Origin of the sequence: Coleofasciculaceae cyanobacterium, from assembly GCA_036703275.1 — a bacterium.
Taxonomy (GTDB): Bacteria; Cyanobacteriota; Cyanobacteriia; order Cyanobacteriales; family Xenococcaceae; genus Waterburya.
On sequence record DATNPK010000111.1, the window covers coordinates 159246 to 179009 of the forward strand.

The following is a 19764-nucleotide window of genomic DNA, read 5'->3' on the forward strand; positions in this document are numbered from 1 at the left end:
TTTTTGATTATTTTCCAGCTAGATTAGCTTTGATGATTAGTCAGCAGTAGCCAATTCTGTGCTGCCACGAACACGGCGGCGAGTTAAAGTATTAAATAACATTACGCCGATCGCTTTGACTAAGTTACCTTCAAGTTCTTGAAATAACTCCATGTTCATGCCAAAAGCAGCGTTAGCTTCATCAACAATTTTTTCCGCAGTTGCTCGATCTATAGGCAACTCGTCCATTGCTTGGCGGTATTTATTTTTAAAAGCTTTCTCGTCAGAAATATCCTCAAACTCATAGAAGGCAGTTCCCTCGCCATTGGTCAGATTCATCGCTCTTTGAGAAATCTTCTTCAAAATTTGTCCCCCAGACAAATCTCCCAGATAACGAGTATAGCAATGAGCAACTAACAATTCAGGTTGAGTCTCAGCTATGGATCTGATACGCGCTACATAAGCTTTTCCAGCTTTTGTGTTTTTGGCTTCTTCGCGCCAGTTAGCACCATAGTAAAAATGTAAATCTTGTTCCAAACTCTGTTTGCGGTTGAGTTCGGGGAAATAGATTTTAGACAGTACAGGATGGTCTTTTAACCTTTCCATTTCCTCTTCCATTGCCGAATAGACGTAGTAAAGGCTAGTTACTAACTTGCGATAAGATTTTTTCTCGACTACTCCTTTAAGAAAACATTTAACAAAACCAACGTTTTCTGCCATTGTGTGAGACTTTTTCGTCCCTTCACGCAACATTGTGGCTAAATTAACGCTCATACCAAACTTCCTATTTTTTTATGATTAACTTGCTGTTCTATATTCTGTAACAAAAGATTTAAAAATCCACCTAGTCTGTTAGCGTAAACTGAATTAATGAGTATTCTTATTAAGAATTCTTACATCCCAGGATAATCTTAAAAAGCCACAGCGTCACTCAGAAATCGTTCATTTGGTCAAGATATAGGTAAAGAAAAATAAACTTAAATTTTCTGGGAATATAATATAAATTTATAGTATTACATTGAGCGGTAAATAGAAATTAAATAGCAACTTTTAACTGCTTGTTTAACAATTTAAAAACGTAAATCATATTTGCAATAAAAATTAACGAATATTTAACATAGAACAGATAACTTAAACAGAATGAGCATTTTTGCTTATAATCATGACAGGATTTGTAATATTTCCTAGTTTTTTGTATTAAATCGAAAAGTTAAACGATCGCGCCATTTACCAAAAATAAACATCGACCATATTATAAGATGCCAAGAATACTAGTAATTGATGACGATCCCGCAATCTCTGAATTAGTCTCTATTAACCTGGAGATGGCTGGCTATGATGTCAATCAGGCTGAAGATGGAATAAAGGGTCAGGCTCTAGCAGTGCAGCTACAGCCCGATCTGGTGATGCTCGATCTAATGCTGCCTAAAGTTGATGGCTTCACCGTTTGCCAAAGATTACGTCGGGACGACCGTACTTCTGATATTCCAGTTTTGATGCTAAGTGCTTTAGGACAAACCCAAGATAAAGTAGAAGGTTTTAATGCTGGTGCAGATGATTATTTAACTAAACCCTTTGAAGTTGAAGAAATGCTGGCTAGGGTTAGAGCTTTATTGCGTCGTACAGACCGCATTCCCCAGGCAGCTAAACACTCAGAAATTCTTAATTTTGGTCCTTTAACTCTGATTCCCGAACGCTTTGAAGCTATCTGGTTTGAAAAAACAGTTAAGCTAACCCACTTAGAGTTTGAATTACTGCACTGTCTTTTGCAGCGTCATGGGCAGACTGTAGCTCCCCCAGAAATTCTCAAAGAAGTTTGGGGTTACGATCCCGATGATGATATAGAAACCATTCGAGTTCACATTCGCCATTTACGGACAAAATTAGAACCCGATCCTCGTCATCCCAACTACATTAAAACTGTTTACGGCGCAGGATATTGTCTAGAGCTACCTACTACTGAGCAGATGCTGGTTCAAGAAGATAAAGCAACTGCATAAAAACATAGAAGATTGAGATAGAAGAGTCGGTTATACACAGTGTTAATTATTGCATTGATAGTAAACCCATATGGAAGTAATATATCGACTCCTCTTCAACCTATTTTTCCCTCTTAAAGTTTGGTTCAGCAGCTAGTAAAGCACTGCCATAAGCTGCCTCAGTATTTGCTGCCACAGAGACTGGTACTTTTAAATAACGCTGACGAATTTTGCTCCATACAGCATTCTTCGCTCCACCGCCTGCTGTGTATACCCTAGTTAATTGGTCAGCACCTAAATCTTGTAGTTTTTGATAGCCTAATCCTTCTATACGAGACATACTTTCTAATAAGCCATGTAAAAACTTGGCTGGATTACTCGGACGAGGTTTTAACTGAGGTAGTAAATTAGGATTGTTAATCGGAAAGCGATCGCCTGGCTCTAATAAAGGATAATATTTGAGCGGGCTTACTGTTGCAGGATTGATTTGCTCAGACAGTTGTTGAAGTTGTTCATCAGTAAAAAAGTGCTTGAGAACTGCCCCACCTGTATTAGATGCACCACCAGCTAACCAAAGATGGCCTAACCTGTGACTATAAATACCAAATTCAGAGGCGGTAACTTTAGTCCGACTAAGTAATTTTAAAACCAAGGTTGAACCGAGGGAAGTAACAGCTTCTCCTGGCTGGCTAGCACCACTGGCAAGAAAAGCAGCAATACTATCGGTAGTTCCCATACGTACCAGACAGTTATTCGGCAGATTTAAGCGATCGCAATTTTCTGGAGTTACTACTCCGGCAAATGCACCAGGGGCAAGCACTTGAGGATATAAATAACTAAACGGTAATTTCAACCAATCTGGATAGCACAGACGATCTGCGTCATATCCTAACTTGAGCGCATTATGATAATCACTGATGCCTAACCTGCCGTGTAATAAGTAAGCTAACCAGTCAGCCTGATGCAGCAGATAGCTAGCTCGTTCAAAGTAAGGTTGTTTTTGCCACCAAAGTAGCTTTGCCAAACTAGAAGTCGCGCTAATTACGACATGATTATCTGGAGCAAGAATTTTAATTTGCTCTAATACCTCTTTCCCTCTAGAGTCATGGTATAAAATTGGCTCGGTAATCGGGTTGCCTGTAGCGTCGCACAACAACACAGTCGAGGAAGTGCCATTAATGGCGATCGCTTTTAAACTGGTTCTAATCGCAACTGGTATCTGGGTAATTAAGCTAAACAGAGTATCTTGCCAAGTTTGAGCTAGTTTATCTGAGGCAATATTAGTCAAGCTAGATTGTCTAGTATCAATAATCTGTTTCTGGCGATCGATAACTATTGCTCTCGCCCCAGAAGTCCCAAAATCAATGCCCAGATAAAAATGCATAATCATCACTCTAAAAACATTGCTTAAACCACCCGCATCAAAAGTTTTGTAGGTTGGGTAAAATGCAGTGAAACCCAACATCAAAAACTCTTCGTTATCATCGATATATATGAAACATGGTCGCTTACAATCATTAGGAAGCAGTTATTTCTTTACCTTAGTCATACCAGTTTAAAAAATATATTGATGTACCAAAGTTTGCCATTCACGAGAAGCGATCAAAGTAGCAACGTCAAACTGTTGACCATATTCAGCCGAATAGTTTTTGAAAGATTCAATCCAGCTTAGAACTGTTTCTGTCGGGTATTTTTGACTATAAGACTGAGACTGATACAAATAATCACTCATTTCGATTAAATATCCTGTTTGCTGAAGTCGCCAAGAACTCCAGATTAAAGTTTGATAACGGGATTGCGCCTCTAAACTTTTGACTTCTGGAGATAAGTTCGATTGAGTAAAAAATTTAGCAGTGATTTGGTTTAATTCTTGAGTTTGCAACAGAGTATTTTTAGAAGCATTGGCTTCATGCTGGCGATATTTAACCGTTGTTTGTTCTGTCCAAGCAGCAGAACAATTCATCATTGCTAACCGCATTACTAAATCTACATCTGGTGTCTGTTCTAAGGCAGTATCAAAGCCCTTTGAACGTTCCAGCCACGATCGCCGAAATAGCATTGCTCCGAGAAAAACAGGTTTCCAGATCAGCAGATTGGCACAGTCGAGATGGGGAATTTGTTGCCAAGGCTGCACCGCTGCCTTTACGTTCCCTAGTTCATCAACAATTTGCCATCCGCTGTTTACCATTCCTAAATCACAATTTTGCTTCAGCAGTGCGACTTGAGAAGATAGCTTATGAGGCAGAAAAATATCATCCTGGTCTAAAAAAGCGATATATTCACCTCTAGCTGCTGCCAATCCGAGGTTACGACTGGCTGCCACTCCTTGATTATTTTGGCTCAGATATAAAACAGTGCTGCCGTATTGCTCGACAATATGACGAGTATTATCTGTTGAGCCGTCATCAACCACGATAATTTCATAGTCACTATAGGTTTGTGCCAAGACACTATCGATCGCTTCGGCTAAATAGCGATCGCCATTATAAGCAGGAATAATTACACTGACTTTGGCCACAGCTTGATTCAAAAATAAACAACAGGTAAGAATTGAATTATTAATTATTAATGATCAATTGTCGATTAGCTATTTCTAAATACAATTGTTCTAGCTTAGTAATATTCTGATGTAGGGTATATCTTTCTAATACTCTTTGTCGGGCTTTATTACCTAACAAATTAGTCATCTCAGGATGATTACGAAACAGGGGTAATAAAGTTTTAAGTTGTGCCGTCACTCCTTGGGTATCTAACACCACTCCCGCACCATTATCTAACACTTCTCCGTCTGCCCCTGCATCGGTAGCTATACAGGCTAAGCCACAGGACATAGCTTCGAGAAGAGAAATGGACAAACCTTCTACCAAAGAGGGGAGAATAAAAACATCAGCAGCCCGCAGAATATTAATCCGCTGTTGTTCATCAGAGATAAACCCGAGCCAAACAATATTATGTTCTTTGCCATAATGAGTCTGGAGAGAGCTTCTAATGGGACCATCCCCCACCATTAATAGCTGACAGTCATCTCCCATGTCCGCTATTTTCCAAGCTTTTAGTAGAGCTTCAATATTTTTTTCCGTGGCAATACGTCCTTGATAGACAAACAGTTTTTTCGCTTTTAGCTGATATTTGAGACTGGAATAACCTGGAGAATATTTATGTTGATCGACACCATTGGGAATAATTACCACGCGATCGCCTGGTACTCCCAGCTTAATCAAAAGATCTCGCTGAATTTCACTAAAGACAATTACCCGTTCGTAGTGGGCTAAAAATGGGGCATATAGCTGATAAGTGAGATATTGAGTACTTGACTTTAAATTGCGGATTTTGCTATCAAAGGGTGGGTGGAAAGTGGCAACCAGGGGAATATTTAACTCCTCACAGATATCTGGTAAGAGAAAATCTAGGGGAGATAGAGTCAAAGAAGCGTGGACTAAATCTGGTTTTAGCTGGCGTAGCTCTCGCAGCAAGACTTTGCTGGATTTTAAAGTAGGAATCGTATAAACCTGAGATTTATAAATAAACGGCAGAGAAACTTCATGGCAGTTTGACCAGTTGTGATCATAACTATTTTGCGGTTGAGAGAAATGCAAAAAGCTAACCCGATAGTCTCGATCTAACAGCGCGTTAGTTATTTCGCGACCATAGGTTACGTTGCCACAAAAGGGCGATTTTTTTCCTAGCCATGCAATATGCATTCAAATGCTCTTTCTTCTAGGCAGCTACAAATTTACCAAATAACTAATAAATTCAACGCCTCGATCGTAATTAGCGATTTAATTTTGGATAGCTATCAGTTATTAGTCATTAGCCATTAGCTTAAATTAACTACCTTCATAGTCAATCTCTCATATAGCCGAGCAAATTTTTGGCTGATAGCTAGAATCACAGTTAATTTATAACCGTGAAAAGATCCATAATTATTAGATTTATTAGCTTTAGTTAATTTACCAGATTGGGGGTTATGTCTGGCTTTTTCCAATAAAAATCCGCTTTTAGCCTTAAACTTCGGAGCTAGATGGTAACTCGTCCAAACTATCATCAGCCCGCATCATGTACCAAGTTAAAACGCCTCCTAACGCTGCGATCGCAGCTAGCACCAAAATTACAGCAGGCAAACCAAAACGAGTTTCAGCTTCGGCGGCTAACACCAAAGGCAAAGAAAGAGCAATATTAATCGCATTGTTTTGTAAGCCAAAAACCTTCCCTCTCATCTCTATAGGGGTTTTTGACTGGATGGTTGTTTGCATCGGTACACCGACTAAAGCGGCAAATGCCCCTAATAATGCCGTCATCGTCAAGGCTAACCAAAGATTTTGAGTAGCAAAGGATAATCCCGTCAAAGAAGCTGCTACGCCAATTGAGCCCACTAAGCTTAAACGAGCGCGCTTGATCTTGTGCCCTTTACTACCTAAAATGGCTGCGCTTGTTCCCATACCGATTCCTGCTGCTGCTAACAAGATACCAAATTGTTGCGCCTCAATTTGGGGAATTTGATCGGCCATGCTTACCGCTAATACCGCCAAGGCTGCAAAAATAGAGAATAAAATTACTAGCTGAATCAAAGCGTTGCGTACACGATGATTTTGCCCTAAATAGTTAATACCGTCTTGAATATCAGCCAAGACATGAGGCTGTTCTCGATTAGATTGGTCTAACTTTTCTCCTGTGCGCAAGGCAAGCAAAATCATCCCGGCGATCGCATAAGCTCCTCCAACCAAAATTTCTTTGCCAATACCAGAAGGTAACCCCGTCTGAAAAGCTAACTTATCGGCAAGATCTAACAACGGTTCACCAATAGCAAAACCCACAATTAGCAATGCCATCATGGTAGTGGTATAAAGTGAATTAGCAGCTAGCAAATTTCGCTCCTTAACAATTAAAGAAATGACCGCCTGTTCTGCGGGAGCAAAAAATTGAGTAAAGGTAGAAACGAAAAAAGTAATCCCCAGCATCAAACCAAACCCTAAAGGAATAGCTGTAAATATGCTTTGTCCTTGAAACACCGATAGCAAAAAGGGTAAGGTTAAGACCAAGATTCCTCGCAATAAATTGGAAACTACCAAAACAGGCTTTTTCTGCCAGCGGTCTACGTATACTCCAGCCAAAGAACCAAACAACACCGCAGGAATGGTAAAAGCGATCATGATCGGCGATACCCAGCGACTGATTGATTGATTTGGCAACTGAAATTGATTAGCAACGATCGCGATCATCAATACCAGGTATACTTTATCTGCTAACTGGGAAAATATTTGACCGCTCCACAAGATTAAAAATTGACGATTTTTTAAAACAGGAGCAAATCCTTGAGAACTAATTTTGGTTTTAGTTTCTGATTTAGGTTGATTTTCTGGAAGATTTTCTGAAGTTTCTGAAGTTTCTGATTCCGACAGTCGCATTTTATATAGTTGATAGTTGGGCTTATTTTAAAATTCAATATAGAGATTATCTACTAGATTAGCGGAACAAATCGTCTTACCTATATGATATTGGATATATCCGCGCAAAATTTTCTCAATTGTGATCCAAGCAACCTCCAAATTAAACTTTTCTGTGTCTTGGGCGGTAAATAGTTCTTTGGGCGGCAAAGAATGATTGTTTAACTGTTGCAGAATAGCTAATTCAATGCCATTAATTCGGCGAGCGATTTTTGGTAGACGAACATTGTAATTCTCTTCATCGTCAAGTTCAGGCTGCTGAGTTTGTCCTGCTTGTACTACATTTAAATCGACAATCCCTCCCCCTTCAAAGCTAAATCCGACTCGCCAAGAAGCAGAAGTTAAATCAGGTGGAATTAGACGTTGCGTGACACAACAGTCAAATACTTGAGGAGACAAACCAGCGATCGCTAATAAATGGAATACTGCCTGAGCCAAATAAGGATATACCGACTCACCAGCGGTAAGCGCTTCTATGCGCCGAAGATGTTCATTCAGCACTTCATACAGTTCTGGTTGGGGTTGTTCAGCTACCGCCAAAGCAATTGACAATTCTGCTAAATATTGAGCTGTGGCAAGCTTGCCCAGATCGCGACTTAAACCTGGATAAGTATATAAGGTATCTGCCTGAATAATTTTATCCAGCGATCGCCCTTTAATTAACAATAATTGATTAATGACAAATAATTCTGTTCTACCTCGCAATTGTGATTTATACTTTTTCGCCCCTGGTGCAACTGCCCGAATCAAACCATGTTCAGGAGTTAACACCGTAACCAGGCGATCGTTTTCTTTGAGCGACGAGCCTTTTAAAATAATTCCTGTAGCTTTATATTTTTGATTCATTTTGTGCCTGGAATGAATTGGCTTCGTTGAAATTGATTAGCTATCAGCTTTTGATTTAACTATTTATTACTAATTGTTAATTACTTTAAAGACTCACTTTGTTGGCGTAGTAGATCGACCCCGCGCGAAGTACCCAGACGAGTCGCCCCTGCGTGAATTAAAGCGATCGCCTGCTGGTAGGTATGAATTCCCCCCGAAGCTTTTATCCCAATTTGTCCTTTGGTAATTTCTTGGAGAAGCTTGACATCCTCTACTGTTGCGCCACCAAACCAGCCCGTACTAGTTTTGAGATAAGCTACCCCCGCATCAAGACAAATCTCTGCTGCTAATCTTTTCTCTTCGTCCGTCAAAACAGTAGTTTCTAAGATTGCTTTAACATTTTGACCAGTTTCCGAGCAGATTTGGGCGATCTCACGATATATTTTGCCTGTTTCTTGCATTTTAACCCAACCTAAATTGATTACTACGTCTAACTCCGTTGCTCCATTTTCTACCGCTTCTTGAGCTTCATAAAGCTTGACTGCTGACGTGACAGCCCCCGTAGGAAATCCAATTACAGTACAGACGTTAGGCTTTTTGTCATGTAATAATTCTTTTGCCTGAACTACCGAAGCAGGGTAAATACAAACTGAAGGAAAATTATACTGCCATGCTTGTTGGCATATTTGCTTAACTTCTTCAGGAATAGCACTCGGTTTGAGCAGCGTATGCTCGATATAAGTAGCAATGTCGATGTCTAAATCGGTTACGGGCATTTTTGGTTGATGAAATAAGCTAGCTACAGTTATTATTTTCGCAAATTTTTGCTTAGAAGCTTAGTTAATTCTGGTAGACGCTCACCAAAACGACATCGATAGCCTATTGTTAGCCGAAAGTGAACAACGACGTGCTGAAGCCGATCGCGAACGGGATGATATTTTTTCTCTGTTATTATCAGCTATTAATTACTAAACTTAGTTGGTTGTTGACTTTCAACTGATTCTCTGACGTAAAATAAATTCAGCGATCGCCAAATCTACAGGAGTGGTTACTTTTAAGTTAGTTTCTTCGCCTGCGACAATTTTGACGGGCAGTTCACATTTTTCAAACAAGGCAGCATCATCAGTTACCTGCCAACCCAATTCTTTGCCCCGATGGTGACAACGCTTGAGTAATTCTACTTCAAACCCTTGGGGAGTTTGAGCCGCCCATAGATTGCCACGATCTGGGGTATCAGTGATAATTTCTTGCTGATTAACTACCTTAATAGTGTCTTTGACTGGAATAGCCGCGATTAAACCTTTACAGCCATTTAAAGCTTCAGTACAGCGATCGAATAGTTCGGGAGTCGCCAAACATCTAGCTCCATCATGAATTAAAACTCGGGTCGCGCTTTTTGGTAAAGACTGTAAACCATTGTAAACAGATTCCTGGCGAGTATCTCCGCCGACAATTAACTCTGCTGGTTTAGTTAAATTAAGTTGGCTAAGAATATTTTTAAAGTCAGCAAAATCCGTAGTCTGACCCATAATGCCAATCCATTCCACAGTTGAAGACTGTTCCGCAGCCAGTAAACTCCAGGCTAAGAGTGGTTTGCCTAACAGTTCCAAAAAAAGCTTGTTGCGCTCGCTACCCATGCGACGACCCATACCTGCTGCTGGAATCAATAAGTGCATTTAATGATGTTTTCCTAAAAATAATCCGCTTTAGCTCTATCATCTACTAAAATTGACCTCAGATAAAACTCAAGGACTATATCTTCTTTATAGAATGCGTATACTAGCCCTCGTTCCTGGCGAAATTGGCAATCAAATTCTCTTTTTTCCTACCCTGGAAACTATTAAACAACAGTATCCTAAAGCTGCAATTGATGTTTTAGTCGAACCTAGAGCAAAAAAAGCTTATCGAGTTTGTAAAAATGTTGATGACGTTCTGGTGTTTGACTTTCAAGACCGCAACAGCTTTGCTGATTATCTCAACCTTTTGGGAACTGTACGCGATCGCGAATACGATGCTCTCATTAGTCTTAAAACCTCTTGGCGCATCAAATTATTGTTGTGGCTAAATGGAATACCAACTAGAGTAGGTTACCAAGATGATTCTGCACTGTATTTATCTGCTGCTGTTGCCCGCAAACCAGAGCAGTATACGGCCCAAATGTATCATGATTTGCTAACAGGATTAGGTATTAAGGCTGCTTGTCCTCCCGTTACAATTAATGTCCCGACAGAAGATATTAGCTGGGCCGAATCAGAACAGCAGCGTTTGACAATCAAAGATAGTGGTTACATTGTTCTTTGCGATCAACCATTACCAGAAGCAATGAGTGCTTATCCAATTAAAAGCTGGCAAACAATCATCGATGATATCGAGCAAAGAAAAACAGGTTTATCAATTGTGTTATTGCAGACAGATAATAACCAAGCCTGGGTAACGGCAATGATTTCGGCTAATGGTAATCTTAAAGCGATCGCTCCTCCCGACGTAGGCAAAATGGCAGCCATAATTGCTGGGGCAAATCTCATGCTGTGCAACAATAGCACTCCCATGCAGCTATCCATAGCCTCAGACACTTATACCTTTGCCCTATCTACCCCTCAAAACAGCAGCGCAATTCCACCAGGAAAAGACAACTGCATTGCCATCAAATCAAACACCAGCAACTTAGGAGATATCAAGCCAGAAACAGTTATCGAGCAACTATGGTCAAAATAAACTAAGAAAGAGGAAAAATAGCCAGTAGCAAATTTCAAAATCGAGTATATTTAAGATGCACAACTATCCAAAATTTGCTCTGGTTGTGCATATTTTTTAGCAGTCTAAGCGAGTATACAAGTGGGCTAGGATGGTGTTTCACCAGTTTCTTGCTCAGCAAAGCTCAAGCGGAGTTCCCCCGTCAACGCTGCTTCGCGCTTGTAGAACATAACCACGTAAAAGTTCGGCGAATTCTACACCGTGAACGAGTCTCGATTAGAAGACATCTGTTGTTGTAGCGATATCCGAAGGTGTATCTTTTAGGACTGCACCAATCAGCAATTTGCTCATGAAACAAAATCACAGGGATAAAAAGCCAAGTTCATTTGCAGAAACAGTTCAGCTGGTGGAAAGTTACGTTCGAGCCGAAATTATTCAAGAAACCAAGGACAAACGGCTTTACTACCATAATCTAGACCATGCCTTAGCAGTAAAACGTCGAGCCAATAATATTTTTCAAGAGATTAAAATTGTTCTGTCTCAAGATAACTCTGATGAGGAATTAGAACGGCTAGAAAACTTAATCAATCTTTGTGGGTTAGCTCATGATATGGTGCAGCTATTTGACCCTCCTAGTGCAGCTAATCAGCCTCGCAAACGTCAGGTAGGACTGAGTGAAACTGAAACTGCTAATAAACTACTGCAATATATTCAAAACTTGAATCAAGAATTGGCAGCTGGCGATCTCAATCACTCAATTCTTTTTAGCGATCTCGATCGGCAAATTATTCAAGATGCGATCGCTGCAACAATCTGCGATCGCGATCCCCAAGCAGGTAAAGCGGAGTATACTTTCTCACCCAACTCGATTTATCAGCCTTATCTCTATAATCGTCAACCTAAAATATCCATAGTAGGTAGCATTATTGCTTTGGCAGATTTAGGTGCTTTAGGCATGGAGGGAATAGAAAATTATATTCAAGATGGAATCTTGGTTTTTTTAGAAGATAATCCCGATCTCGAAGATTTAATTCTCAATTGCGATCGCTCTAATTATTTTGACGACGACATAATTAAGGCAAGATTACTTGCCATGACTCGGTTTATGATTAGCTTAGCTTACGAAAGACAGGCTAGATTTGAACTAGAAATTTCGGAATTTGCTCCTCAAGCTCGTCAAATTTTACGAGATAAAATTTTTATTGGCTTCAATCAAGAAAATATGGCAAAAATTACTGCAATAATGCCGACGCAAGATAACATCAGTTTGCAAGAATTAATCAATTTCTTTTGTTTAAATAAAAATATCGATTTTACAGATTAATTTTTTGATTGGGAATCACAACATTAAATGGCTAATTAATGCTATATCATTCACCATCATTCACCGATCAAAGAAGTCTTAATTTGAGATTCCTGCCATAATTTGTACAGAAAACGTTCGCTTTCAGGACTTAGTTCACAAACAAATATTCCTTTTTCGCTGGTTTGACTTTGCGCTACCCATGTACCCAATAAAGAAACCTCGATATATTCGTCATCACAAGGAATAAGATCGAACGACTCTATTTTGGCTAATTTCTCTAAATTTTTGAGTTCAGAAAAATTAATCGGCAGTATTAAGCTGGCAATACTAGATTCAATATATATACTTACCGCAGCACGTAAGTTAACTAGAATTCGGTCTGCTTTCCAGGCTTCAACAGACTTTGGCAAACATTCGAGATAGATTTCGTCCTCTAAATAGGTAATTTTTAGCATAAGATGCGTGGCTCCTCAAATATAAAATTGTCTTGGCTGTGATTTCAGATTTTCGTAATGCTTGTCAAATTAAACAAGTTCATAACTAACTTTTGACTATTTTTGCAGCTTTGGCATTGACACAAATCACTCTTAGCTGGATTATTTTATGTAGGAAAAGCTACAAAAAACCCCACTGACAGATGTTTGAGTAGCAAGGCTGGTAAATTTTTGTTAAGTTAACAGCTCAAATTAATCGGGCTATCTCGTGTCAATCCTGCCCGCTGTTTGATTTTGACCTCGAATATTTTTTATTGATTTTTAGGCTATAAGCCTTGCTATATTATTGGTTTCAAGCACTTATAGGTTAGAGTTCTAATAAATATGCCAAATTGCTTTTTCTGTGAATAAATAGACACTCAGGATCATTTCCTACCCATAAACAATTGTTCGAGCGCGTTATATTAGAAATCTGAATCGGCAAGTAATAAAAACCAGATTAAATTTATCGAAAGGGGTTTGCAAACCAGCTTCTTTGTATTACACTTATAGGACCATATATGTCTAGTATCTAGAGGAAAAAAAATGCGAACTCTAACTCGCACATCTACAACTGAAATGGAAGTTACCAGTATTCGCTTGGAGCGTAGTCTCAAAGACAAGCTGAAGGAACTATCTGGAAACCAAGGCTATCAAGCTTTGATTAGAGATATTCTTTGGAACTATGTTCACCAAAAATCTGGAGACTATCGCCCTCAATTTGCTCGTTCTGATATTCGCGCCACAGTTGAGGCAACCGCTCGTAAAGATGAAAGCTGCGCCCTCACTGGTAAGTTAATCCAAGAAAATGAACCCATGCTTTTGGGATTTACAATCTACGGAGATTTAGTGCCTCTGAGCGTTGATAGCGTAACCGAATAGTATTTCTAAGGTTGGAGAATTAGGAAGCTAAGTGCTATCCAAGTCTCTTTATGCCACCAGGCTTTCTAATTCTCCACAAGATCCTCGTTCAAAATTCTAGACATTTTTTAACCTTCTATTTTTGAATTCAGCAATATTACCGAGTTATGATTATCCTCTATTCATTAAGTAGAAAAAGAATCTAAAATAAAAATAATCTAAGTTCCATAGTAAATTTTTAGCAACTGTACCAAGTTACTGATTTTATTACTTAATCGTAAATTTAAAAGGAGTTATTAAAACAGATGACAGAAGCTACGAAAACTCGAGAAAGAGGAATTTTACTGACTCCAACAGCTTTTAAACATATTAAAATGCTGCAAGAACAACAAGGAAAGGAGCTTTGTCTGCGGGTAGGTGTTCGTCAGGGTGGATGTTCGGGAATGTCTTACATGATGGACTTTGAAGAATCAGAAAAGATTAGCGATAGCGATGAAGTATTTGACTATGATGGGTTTCAGATTGTTTGCGATCCAAAAAGTCTTTTATATCTCTATGGTTTGGTTTTAGATTATAGCAACGCGATGATTGGTGGTGGTTTTGAATTTACCAACCCCAACGCTGCTCAAACCTGTGGCTGTGGTAAGTCATTCGGCGTATAGGAATTTTGTAGACATATCGGTAAAATTAGTCAAATTAAATATTTGCTCAAGACAGACTGATTATATGAGTCTGTTTTTTATTGCTTGAGGATGAAAAAATTGCCTTCAAATTTTTTATTATCTATATATTTTTCTTAGCTGCATTTATTTTGAAGCTAATCCAATAGTGACAATTAATAATCAACATCATCAACCAAAGATCGCTTTGATGTATTCTCGACGCATTGATGAAATTGCATCTAGGGGAATGCCTTTGGGACAGACAGCAGTGCATTCTCCGTGATTAGAACAGTCGCCAAAGCCTTCGGTTGCCATTTGTGCTGTCATATTGAGTACTCGTTGTTTACGTTCGGGATGTCCTTGAGGCAGTAATGCTAGATGGGAAACTTTAGCGGCAGTGAATAAAGATGCAGAGGCATTAGGACAAGCTGCTACGCAAGCACCACAACCAATACAGGCTGCATAATCAAAAGCGCGATCGCTATTTTCTTTAGCTACAGGTAAAGAATTGGCATCGGGTGCAGCACCAGTACTAACAGAAATATAACCACCGGCAGCAACAATGCGATCAAATGCAGTGCGATCGACTACTAGATCTTTAATTATAGGAAAAGCTTTAGCACGCCAGGGTTCTACGGTTATTGTATCTCCATCTTTAAAACTCCTCAGGTGTAACTGACATACCGCAGTTTGTTTTTGCTCTCCATGAGCCACTCCATTAATCATCATGCCACAAGAGCCACAAATGCCTTCACCACAGTCAACATCAAAAGCTACAGGTTCTCGACCGCTTTTGATCAACTGTTCGTTTAAAACATCCAGTAGTTCAATAAAAGACATACTAGGATGAGCATCAGATACGGTGTATTCTTCTAGTTTACCTGAACTATCAGGATTGCTTTGTCGCCAAACTCTTAAATTGATCTTCATAAATTACGTTTAATCTGCAACAGCTTTGCTGAAATTAACTTTCGAAGCTATTAGCTATTAGCTGTTAGCTTTTAGCTTTTAGCTTTTTGACTGAACATTACTTAATTTAACAAAACTAACGGATAGATAGTTTTTCTTTGGGAACATCTGCTAACGCTTCATCGGGTAAAACATAAGAAGAACCGATTAATTGTTCATCCCAATCAACAATTTCAGGGAAGCAGATATTAGGTAAGACTTTAACCGCAAATATTTCTTGCACCGCATCTTCAAATTTTAAGCAGGCAATAGTTTGAGCCGTTTGGATATTTACTACCCAAACACCGCAAATTCTTTCATTAAGTTTTTCAGTTAGAGGAATACCGCTGAATACCGCTGTTTCTCTTGCCTGAGATAGTCCAATAAAGGCTAGTGAACCATAAAAATCGATGCCACGGGTAAAGCCAGGCAGAGTAGTAACAGTTTGCAATTTTCCAGTAGTGCAATGACTTTGGCTTGTACCGCTTAGTTTGGTGCTAGCTTCGCGATCGCCAACGGACAAACTACCTCGTCCAGATTCTAACACCCATAGGCGATCGCCATACCAGCGAGCAGAATGAAGCATTGATAAACCCCGACTAACAACCTCATTGCTAACTATGTCCATGACGATACCACCATTAGCTTTATTAGCTCGCCAGCCACCCATACTATCGGTTTCTCCTAGAGCAGTTACATATTTGGGCTGATGATTCACCATTGCCAAACCATTAAGATGACAACGATCTTCTGGAGTTAGTACGGTAACAAAAATAGACCGCCATTGAGGCACAAAGCTATAGTTTTGATCCAGAGTACAAAGAGAAAAGCGAGTATTGACAAACCACAATTGCGATTTATTTGCACCGCCCCATTCCATCTCATGAATATCAATATCTCTAATATGGGAGCGACGAGGCAGATAACAAGCATCATGTTTTCCTCTTGGCTCTAGCTTTGCTGCAACAGCAGAAACGTTATTTAATTCTCATATCTGACTATTACAGCCAAGGGCGATTTTGTGTCGGTCTACGGCAATTCCCATTGGTTTTTGAAAGAGCCGAAAGTGGGTATTGAGCTGCTGATCATCAGCACGTAAGATAATTACCTTCCCTGCTTGGTAAGTAGAAATTACTAAGGAAATGTTTAACTGACGCAGAATTTCAGGAAAATTATTAGTATGAACGCTGCGCATTGGTTCATTTTGCGATGTTGCCGCTTCTTTGGCATCAGCAGATTGAGACATAAAAGTTAAAAAATAGGATAGAAGCAATTAGTCATCACTTCGATAGTTTTTATGCCACCTGCTTCAGTATTGATTGGGTTTGCGTTTTAAAATCTGATATAGTGCATTAGCTGTGATGTTAAGTCACTGTTGAGATTCAAGCGACGCTGTAGATCGACGATGTTTCGATAGCTACCGTATTCTTGGCGATTCTTAAAAAACTCTTGAGCTAGGTCAGAATTAATTCCAGCAATAGTAGCAATTTCAGCAACTGAAGCAGTGTTAAGATTTGTTTTTTCTGGACTGAGAGGACTAAGACGATCGTAATAGGCAAAAGCCAATATAGGTTCTAAAGCTCTCAAACGCTGTGTAGGAACACTAATAGCAGCAGCAACATCCTCAAGACAAACAAGCTGCACTCCCATTGTGACTAATTCTACTAACGATCGCGCCTGATGAATCGACAATCCTGGTAACCTCAGCCAATCATCAACCGTCGCTTGATTAACATCTATTTTAATTCCCAATTCAGCCGCGATCGCAATTTCTCGTAATGATTGAAAACGATAGTAAGGATCGTTAGCTATTTTATGTCTAATGCCAATTTGAGATAGTTCAAACATAGAATTAATAGTTTTTAATTGTCTATTGTTTAGGCAATATGCTCTAATAGCTGACGGCGCTTCTGCTCAAATTCATATTCGGTGAGTAAGCCATCTTCACGCAGGCGATCTAGTTCTCGCAGGGCTTCAGCGATCGCCTTTACCTGAGGTGAGGTGTTAAGATTTAGATTGTACTGGCTATGACCATTAAATTGACGCTCAAATTGTTCGAGATCTTGAACCAGATACCATACGGCGTCAACGGCAGCAGCAATGCGAGATATGGGCGTAGACCATAAAAGAAGATAAATAATTCCCCAGACTGGCTGACCTAAATATAGCTTATGGAGTCCTACGATCGGTGTAACTGTACCTAGCAAAGCTAACGCTACCGCAATACGTCGATTCTTATAATATTTGAAAAATTTATCCAGCACTAACATTTAAAACCTGACTAAGCTTGAGAATTGAATTTACTTTAGCTTATTTTTTTTGGATGTATGGCAAATGATTGAGGTTAATTATTAAAAATAAAAAAGCTTAGTTTAACTAAGCTTCATAAAAAATATTAAATTGCTCGCTCAATCTGATAAATTAAGTTATCAAGCTGCGCTTTTTGATAACAAATACTCTTTCAATAGCTGCGCTTTATCAGTTTTTTCCCAAGATAAATCAAGATCGGTTCTACCAAAATGTCCATAAGCAGCTACATCTTGATAAAAACGACCACCTCTTTCTTGAGGTAAATTACGTAAGTTGAGAGTTTGAATAATCCCCGCTGGTCGTAACTCAAAGTGTTGTTTAACTAGCTCTAAAAGCTTTTCTTCCGTAACTTTAGCAGTACCAAACGTTTCGATAAAGATACTAACCGGTCTGGCAACACCAATAGCATAACTAACCTGTACTTCGCATTTATCGGCTAAACCTGCTGCCACAATGTTATTAGCGACATAGCGACAAGCATAAGAAGCACTGCGATCTACTTTTGTGGGATCTTTGCCTGAAAAAGCACCGCCACCATGACGAGAGTAACCACCATAAGTATCAACAATAATTTTGCGACCTGTCAGTCCAGAATCACCTTGAGGACCGCCAACTACAAATTTACCTGTAGGATTGACTAAAAAACGAGTGTTGTCGTTAGGTTTTAATTTTAAATCAGCAAATACAGGCTGAATTACGGCAGACCATAAGTCATCTTTGATTTTCTTTTGAACATCACTACCTTCGGATATATCACCAATAGTTTCGGTGTGCTGAGTAGAAACAAGTATGGTATCGATTCCGACAGGTTTCCCGTCTTCATATTGAACTGAAATTTGAGTTTTACCGTCAGGACGTAGATAAGATAGTTCACCCTGTTTACGTACCTCTGCCAAACGTCGAGACACGCCATGAGCTAAGCTAATCGGCATAGGCATCAATTCAGGGGTTTCATTACAAGCATAGCCAAACATTAGTCCTTGGTCGCCTGCGCCAATTTCATCCAGTTCACTGTCACTTAGATTTTCACGCTGCTCTTGAGCAGAGGTTACACCTTGTGCAATGTCTGGTGATTGTTCATCCAGAGCAATTAATACTGAACAGCTATTAGCTGAAAATCCATTTTCTGCATGAGTATAGCCAATTTCGGCAATTTTGTTTCTAACTAAATCTACATAGTTTACTTGAGCTTTAGTCGTAATTTCTCCTGTAACCAAGACTAAGCCAGTGTTAACAACTACTTCTGCTGCTACACGACTGGCGGGATCTTGAGATAATATGGCATCTAAAATAGTATCAGAAATTTGATCGCAAATTTTATCTGGATGACCTTCTGTGACTGATTCGGAGGTAAATAGATAATTATTAGACAATTCGTAATCCTCTATGAATTATTGTTACTTGACGTGGTATATCAACCTAAATACTCAACTATTAAAAAATATAATACAGGTTTCTTCAAAAATTACAAAGTTTGAATTTCTAACAGGCTATTAATCTGTACATCTGCCATGGGAAGTTGGTAATTTTGGTAACGACAAATGCCAATTTTTCCAGCTGCTTTAGCATTCTTTGCCATCATCATGTCTCCAACAGCATCCCCTACCATTAAGGTTTGCTCAGCTAAAACGCCTAAACTTTGGCAAGCTTGCCAGAAAAGCCGTGGATCTGGTTTGGTAATTTCATTATCTACTCCTATACATAACTGTATATAGTCTTGTAATTGGTGACTAGCCATAAATTTCTTGACTTCCTCTGTAGAGTCAGCTGAGAGAATGCCTATTTTTAAACCTGCACTAGTTAAAGATTGAAAAGTATCTCTAACATCAGGAAATAAGGGAGCTGATTCTGAAGTTTTGGTTAAATATTTTGATTCAGATATCTCTGTAAAAGCTGACTGGGCAATTTTTCTGGCTTCATGCCAGCTTCTTCCAGTTTCGGCGATATAGGCAGCAGCAGCAATTTCGTTTTCATAGCGACTACCCACTGCCATTAAACCTTGAGGATCTAAGATATTATCTAAAATACCAAATGCCATCATCAAAGGTTCTCCTACTCCTGGAATTTGAGCATCAATCAAACGCGCTCTTTCTGTACCTACTTCTCGCCAAAATGCCAAAGAGTTTTCTAAAGTACCATCCTTATCAAAGATAACGGCAGCTATATTATTAAACTTTAAGTCTTGACAGCCGATCTCGATCGACAATTTTTTTCTCCAATTAATTAATAAAAAAAAGAGAGGAAATTTCCTCTCCTAACATTTAATTCAAACAGAATGTAATT

The 19764-nt window shown here is 39.2% G+C and carries 19 protein-coding genes and 1 pseudogene; 5 read left to right on the forward strand and 15 right to left on the reverse strand.

Annotated features, from left to right (window positions below):
* Positions 1 to 36: 36 nt before the first annotated feature.
* Entirely contained in the window at positions 37 to 753 is a 717-nt protein-coding gene (locus V6C71_25650; protein ID HEY9771843.1) for a heme oxygenase (biliverdin-producing), read from the reverse strand.
* A gap of 485 nt (positions 754 to 1238) precedes the next feature.
* Between V6C71_25650 and V6C71_25655 the strand changes: the two genes are divergently transcribed.
* Complete coding sequence (locus tag V6C71_25655) at positions 1239 to 1979, forward strand: response regulator transcription factor (GenBank protein ID HEY9771844.1); 741 nt, start codon at positions 1239 to 1241, stop codon at positions 1977 to 1979.
* A 100-nt stretch (positions 1980 to 2079) separates the two neighbouring features.
* Here V6C71_25655 and V6C71_25660 read toward each other — a convergent pair whose 3' ends face one another.
* From V6C71_25660 to ispD, 7 genes are all read right to left on the reverse strand, one after another.
* The gene (locus V6C71_25660) at positions 2080 to 3423 is read right to left on the reverse strand and encodes an FGGY-family carbohydrate kinase (protein HEY9771845.1); all 1344 of its coding nucleotides are present in this window, start codon (positions 3421 to 3423) and stop codon (positions 2080 to 2082) included.
* Positions 3424 to 3513: 90 nt separating this feature from the next.
* Positions 3514 to 4488, reverse strand: a complete 975-nt coding sequence (locus V6C71_25665; GenBank protein HEY9771846.1) for a glycosyltransferase family A protein — start codon at positions 4486 to 4488, stop codon at positions 3514 to 3516.
* A 28-nt stretch (positions 4489 to 4516) separates the two neighbouring features.
* Positions 4517 to 5659 carry a glycosyltransferase family 4 protein gene (locus V6C71_25670; GenBank protein ID HEY9771847.1) on the reverse strand — a complete coding sequence of 381 codons (1143 nt, stop codon included), beginning with the start codon at positions 5657 to 5659 and terminating at the stop codon, positions 4517 to 4519.
* 303 nt (positions 5660 to 5962) lie between these two features.
* Entirely contained in the window at positions 5963 to 7363 is a 1401-nt protein-coding gene (locus tag V6C71_25675) for an MFS transporter (protein ID HEY9771848.1), read from the reverse strand.
* A gap of 27 nt (positions 7364 to 7390) precedes the next feature.
* On the reverse strand, positions 7391 to 8248 hold the full coding sequence (recO, locus tag V6C71_25680) for a DNA repair protein RecO (protein HEY9771849.1): 858 nt from the start codon (positions 8246 to 8248) through the stop codon (positions 7391 to 7393).
* 80 nt (positions 8249 to 8328) lie between these two features.
* Positions 8329 to 9003, reverse strand: coding sequence for a deoxyribose-phosphate aldolase (gene deoC, locus V6C71_25685; protein ID HEY9771850.1), 675 nt, complete (start codon positions 9001 to 9003; stop codon positions 8329 to 8331).
* A gap of 216 nt (positions 9004 to 9219) precedes the next feature.
* A complete protein-coding gene (gene ispD / locus V6C71_25690; protein ID HEY9771851.1) occupies positions 9220 to 9903 on the reverse strand; it encodes a 2-C-methyl-D-erythritol 4-phosphate cytidylyltransferase in 684 nt (227 codons plus the stop codon).
* Between the two features lie 94 nt (positions 9904 to 9997).
* Here ispD and V6C71_25695 point away from each other — a divergent pair, with 94 nt between their 5' ends.
* The gene (locus V6C71_25695; GenBank protein HEY9771852.1) at positions 9998 to 10942 is read left to right on the forward strand and encodes a glycosyltransferase family 9 protein; all 945 of its coding nucleotides are present in this window, start codon (positions 9998 to 10000) and stop codon (positions 10940 to 10942) included.
* A gap of 328 nt (positions 10943 to 11270) precedes the next feature.
* A complete protein-coding gene (locus tag V6C71_25700) occupies positions 11271 to 12245 on the forward strand; it encodes a hypothetical protein (GenBank protein ID HEY9771853.1) in 975 nt (324 codons plus the stop codon).
* Between the two features lie 56 nt (positions 12246 to 12301).
* Here V6C71_25700 and V6C71_25705 read toward each other — a convergent pair whose 3' ends face one another.
* Positions 12302 to 12682 carry an alr0857 family protein gene (locus tag V6C71_25705; GenBank protein ID HEY9771854.1) on the reverse strand — a complete coding sequence of 127 codons (381 nt, stop codon included), beginning with the start codon at positions 12680 to 12682 and terminating at the stop codon, positions 12302 to 12304.
* A 564-nt stretch (positions 12683 to 13246) separates the two neighbouring features.
* Here V6C71_25705 and V6C71_25710 point away from each other — a divergent pair.
* Both V6C71_25710 and V6C71_25715 read left to right on the forward strand, forming a co-directional pair.
* A complete protein-coding gene (locus V6C71_25710) occupies positions 13247 to 13582 on the forward strand; it encodes a hypothetical protein (protein HEY9771855.1) in 336 nt (111 codons plus the stop codon).
* A 284-nt stretch (positions 13583 to 13866) separates the two neighbouring features.
* On the forward strand, positions 13867 to 14223 hold the full coding sequence (locus tag V6C71_25715) for an iron-sulfur cluster assembly accessory protein (protein ID HEY9771856.1): 357 nt from the start codon (positions 13867 to 13869) through the stop codon (positions 14221 to 14223).
* 189 nt (positions 14224 to 14412) lie between these two features.
* Here the strand turns inward: V6C71_25715 and V6C71_25720 are convergent, their stop codons facing one another.
* From V6C71_25720 to V6C71_25745, 6 genes and pseudogenes are all read right to left on the reverse strand, one after another.
* Positions 14413 to 15153: a succinate dehydrogenase/fumarate reductase iron-sulfur subunit gene (locus V6C71_25720; GenBank protein ID HEY9771857.1), complete on the reverse strand. Its 741-nt coding sequence runs from the start codon at positions 15151 to 15153 to the stop codon at positions 14413 to 14415.
* A gap of 115 nt (positions 15154 to 15268) precedes the next feature.
* Positions 15269 to 16417 (reverse strand): annotated as a pseudogene (locus V6C71_25725) (TIGR03032 family protein).
* Between the two features lie 86 nt (positions 16418 to 16503).
* A complete protein-coding gene (locus V6C71_25730) occupies positions 16504 to 17019 on the reverse strand; it encodes a ComEA family DNA-binding protein (protein ID HEY9771858.1) in 516 nt (171 codons plus the stop codon).
* A gap of 29 nt (positions 17020 to 17048) precedes the next feature.
* Complete coding sequence (locus V6C71_25735; protein ID HEY9771859.1) at positions 17049 to 17435, reverse strand: NINE protein; 387 nt, start codon at positions 17433 to 17435, stop codon at positions 17049 to 17051.
* Positions 17436 to 17600: 165 nt separating this feature from the next.
* Entirely contained in the window at positions 17601 to 18854 is a 1254-nt protein-coding gene (metK, locus tag V6C71_25740; protein ID HEY9771860.1) for a methionine adenosyltransferase, read from the reverse strand.
* Positions 18855 to 18946: 92 nt separating this feature from the next.
* Positions 18947 to 19687, reverse strand: coding sequence for an HAD family hydrolase (locus V6C71_25745; protein HEY9771861.1), 741 nt, complete (start codon positions 19685 to 19687; stop codon positions 18947 to 18949).
* Between the last annotated feature and the right edge of the window lie 77 nt (positions 19688 to 19764).

Coding starts and splice junctions, on each gene's coding strand:
- deoC (HEY9771850.1), bottom strand. CDS start 9,003: ATGCCCGTAACCGATTTAGACATCGACATTGCTACTTATATCGAGCAT.
- V6C71_25710 (HEY9771855.1), top strand. CDS start 13,247: ATGCGAACTCTAACTCGCACATCTACAACTGAAATGGAAGTTACCAGT.
- V6C71_25655 (HEY9771844.1), top strand. CDS start 1,239: ATGCCAAGAATACTAGTAATTGATGACGATCCCGCAATCTCTGAATTA.
- V6C71_25705 (HEY9771854.1), bottom strand. CDS start 12,682: ATGCTAAAAATTACCTATTTAGAGGACGAAATCTATCTCGAATGTTTG.
- V6C71_25730 (HEY9771858.1), bottom strand. CDS start 17,019: ATGTTTGAACTATCTCAAATTGGCATTAGACATAAAATAGCTAACGAT.
- ispD (HEY9771851.1), bottom strand. CDS start 9,903: ATGCACTTATTGATTCCAGCAGCAGGTATGGGTCGTCGCATGGGTAGC.
- V6C71_25715 (HEY9771856.1), top strand. CDS start 13,867: ATGACAGAAGCTACGAAAACTCGAGAAAGAGGAATTTTACTGACTCCA.
- V6C71_25695 (HEY9771852.1), top strand. CDS start 9,998: ATGCGTATACTAGCCCTCGTTCCTGGCGAAATTGGCAATCAAATTCTC.
- V6C71_25675 (HEY9771848.1), bottom strand. CDS start 7,363: ATGCGACTGTCGGAATCAGAAACTTCAGAAACTTCAGAAAATCTTCCA.
- V6C71_25700 (HEY9771853.1), top strand. CDS start 11,271: ATGAAACAAAATCACAGGGATAAAAAGCCAAGTTCATTTGCAGAAACA.
- recO (HEY9771849.1), bottom strand. CDS start 8,248: ATGAATCAAAAATATAAAGCTACAGGAATTATTTTAAAAGGCTCGTCG.
- V6C71_25670 (HEY9771847.1), bottom strand. CDS start 5,659: ATGCATATTGCATGGCTAGGAAAAAAATCGCCCTTTTGTGGCAACGTA.
- V6C71_25660 (HEY9771845.1), bottom strand. CDS start 3,423: ATGTTGGGTTTCACTGCATTTTACCCAACCTACAAAACTTTTGATGCG.
- V6C71_25650 (HEY9771843.1), bottom strand. CDS start 753: ATGAGCGTTAATTTAGCCACAATGTTGCGTGAAGGGACGAAAAAGTCT.
- V6C71_25720 (HEY9771857.1), bottom strand. CDS start 15,153: ATGAAGATCAATTTAAGAGTTTGGCGACAAAGCAATCCTGATAGTTCA.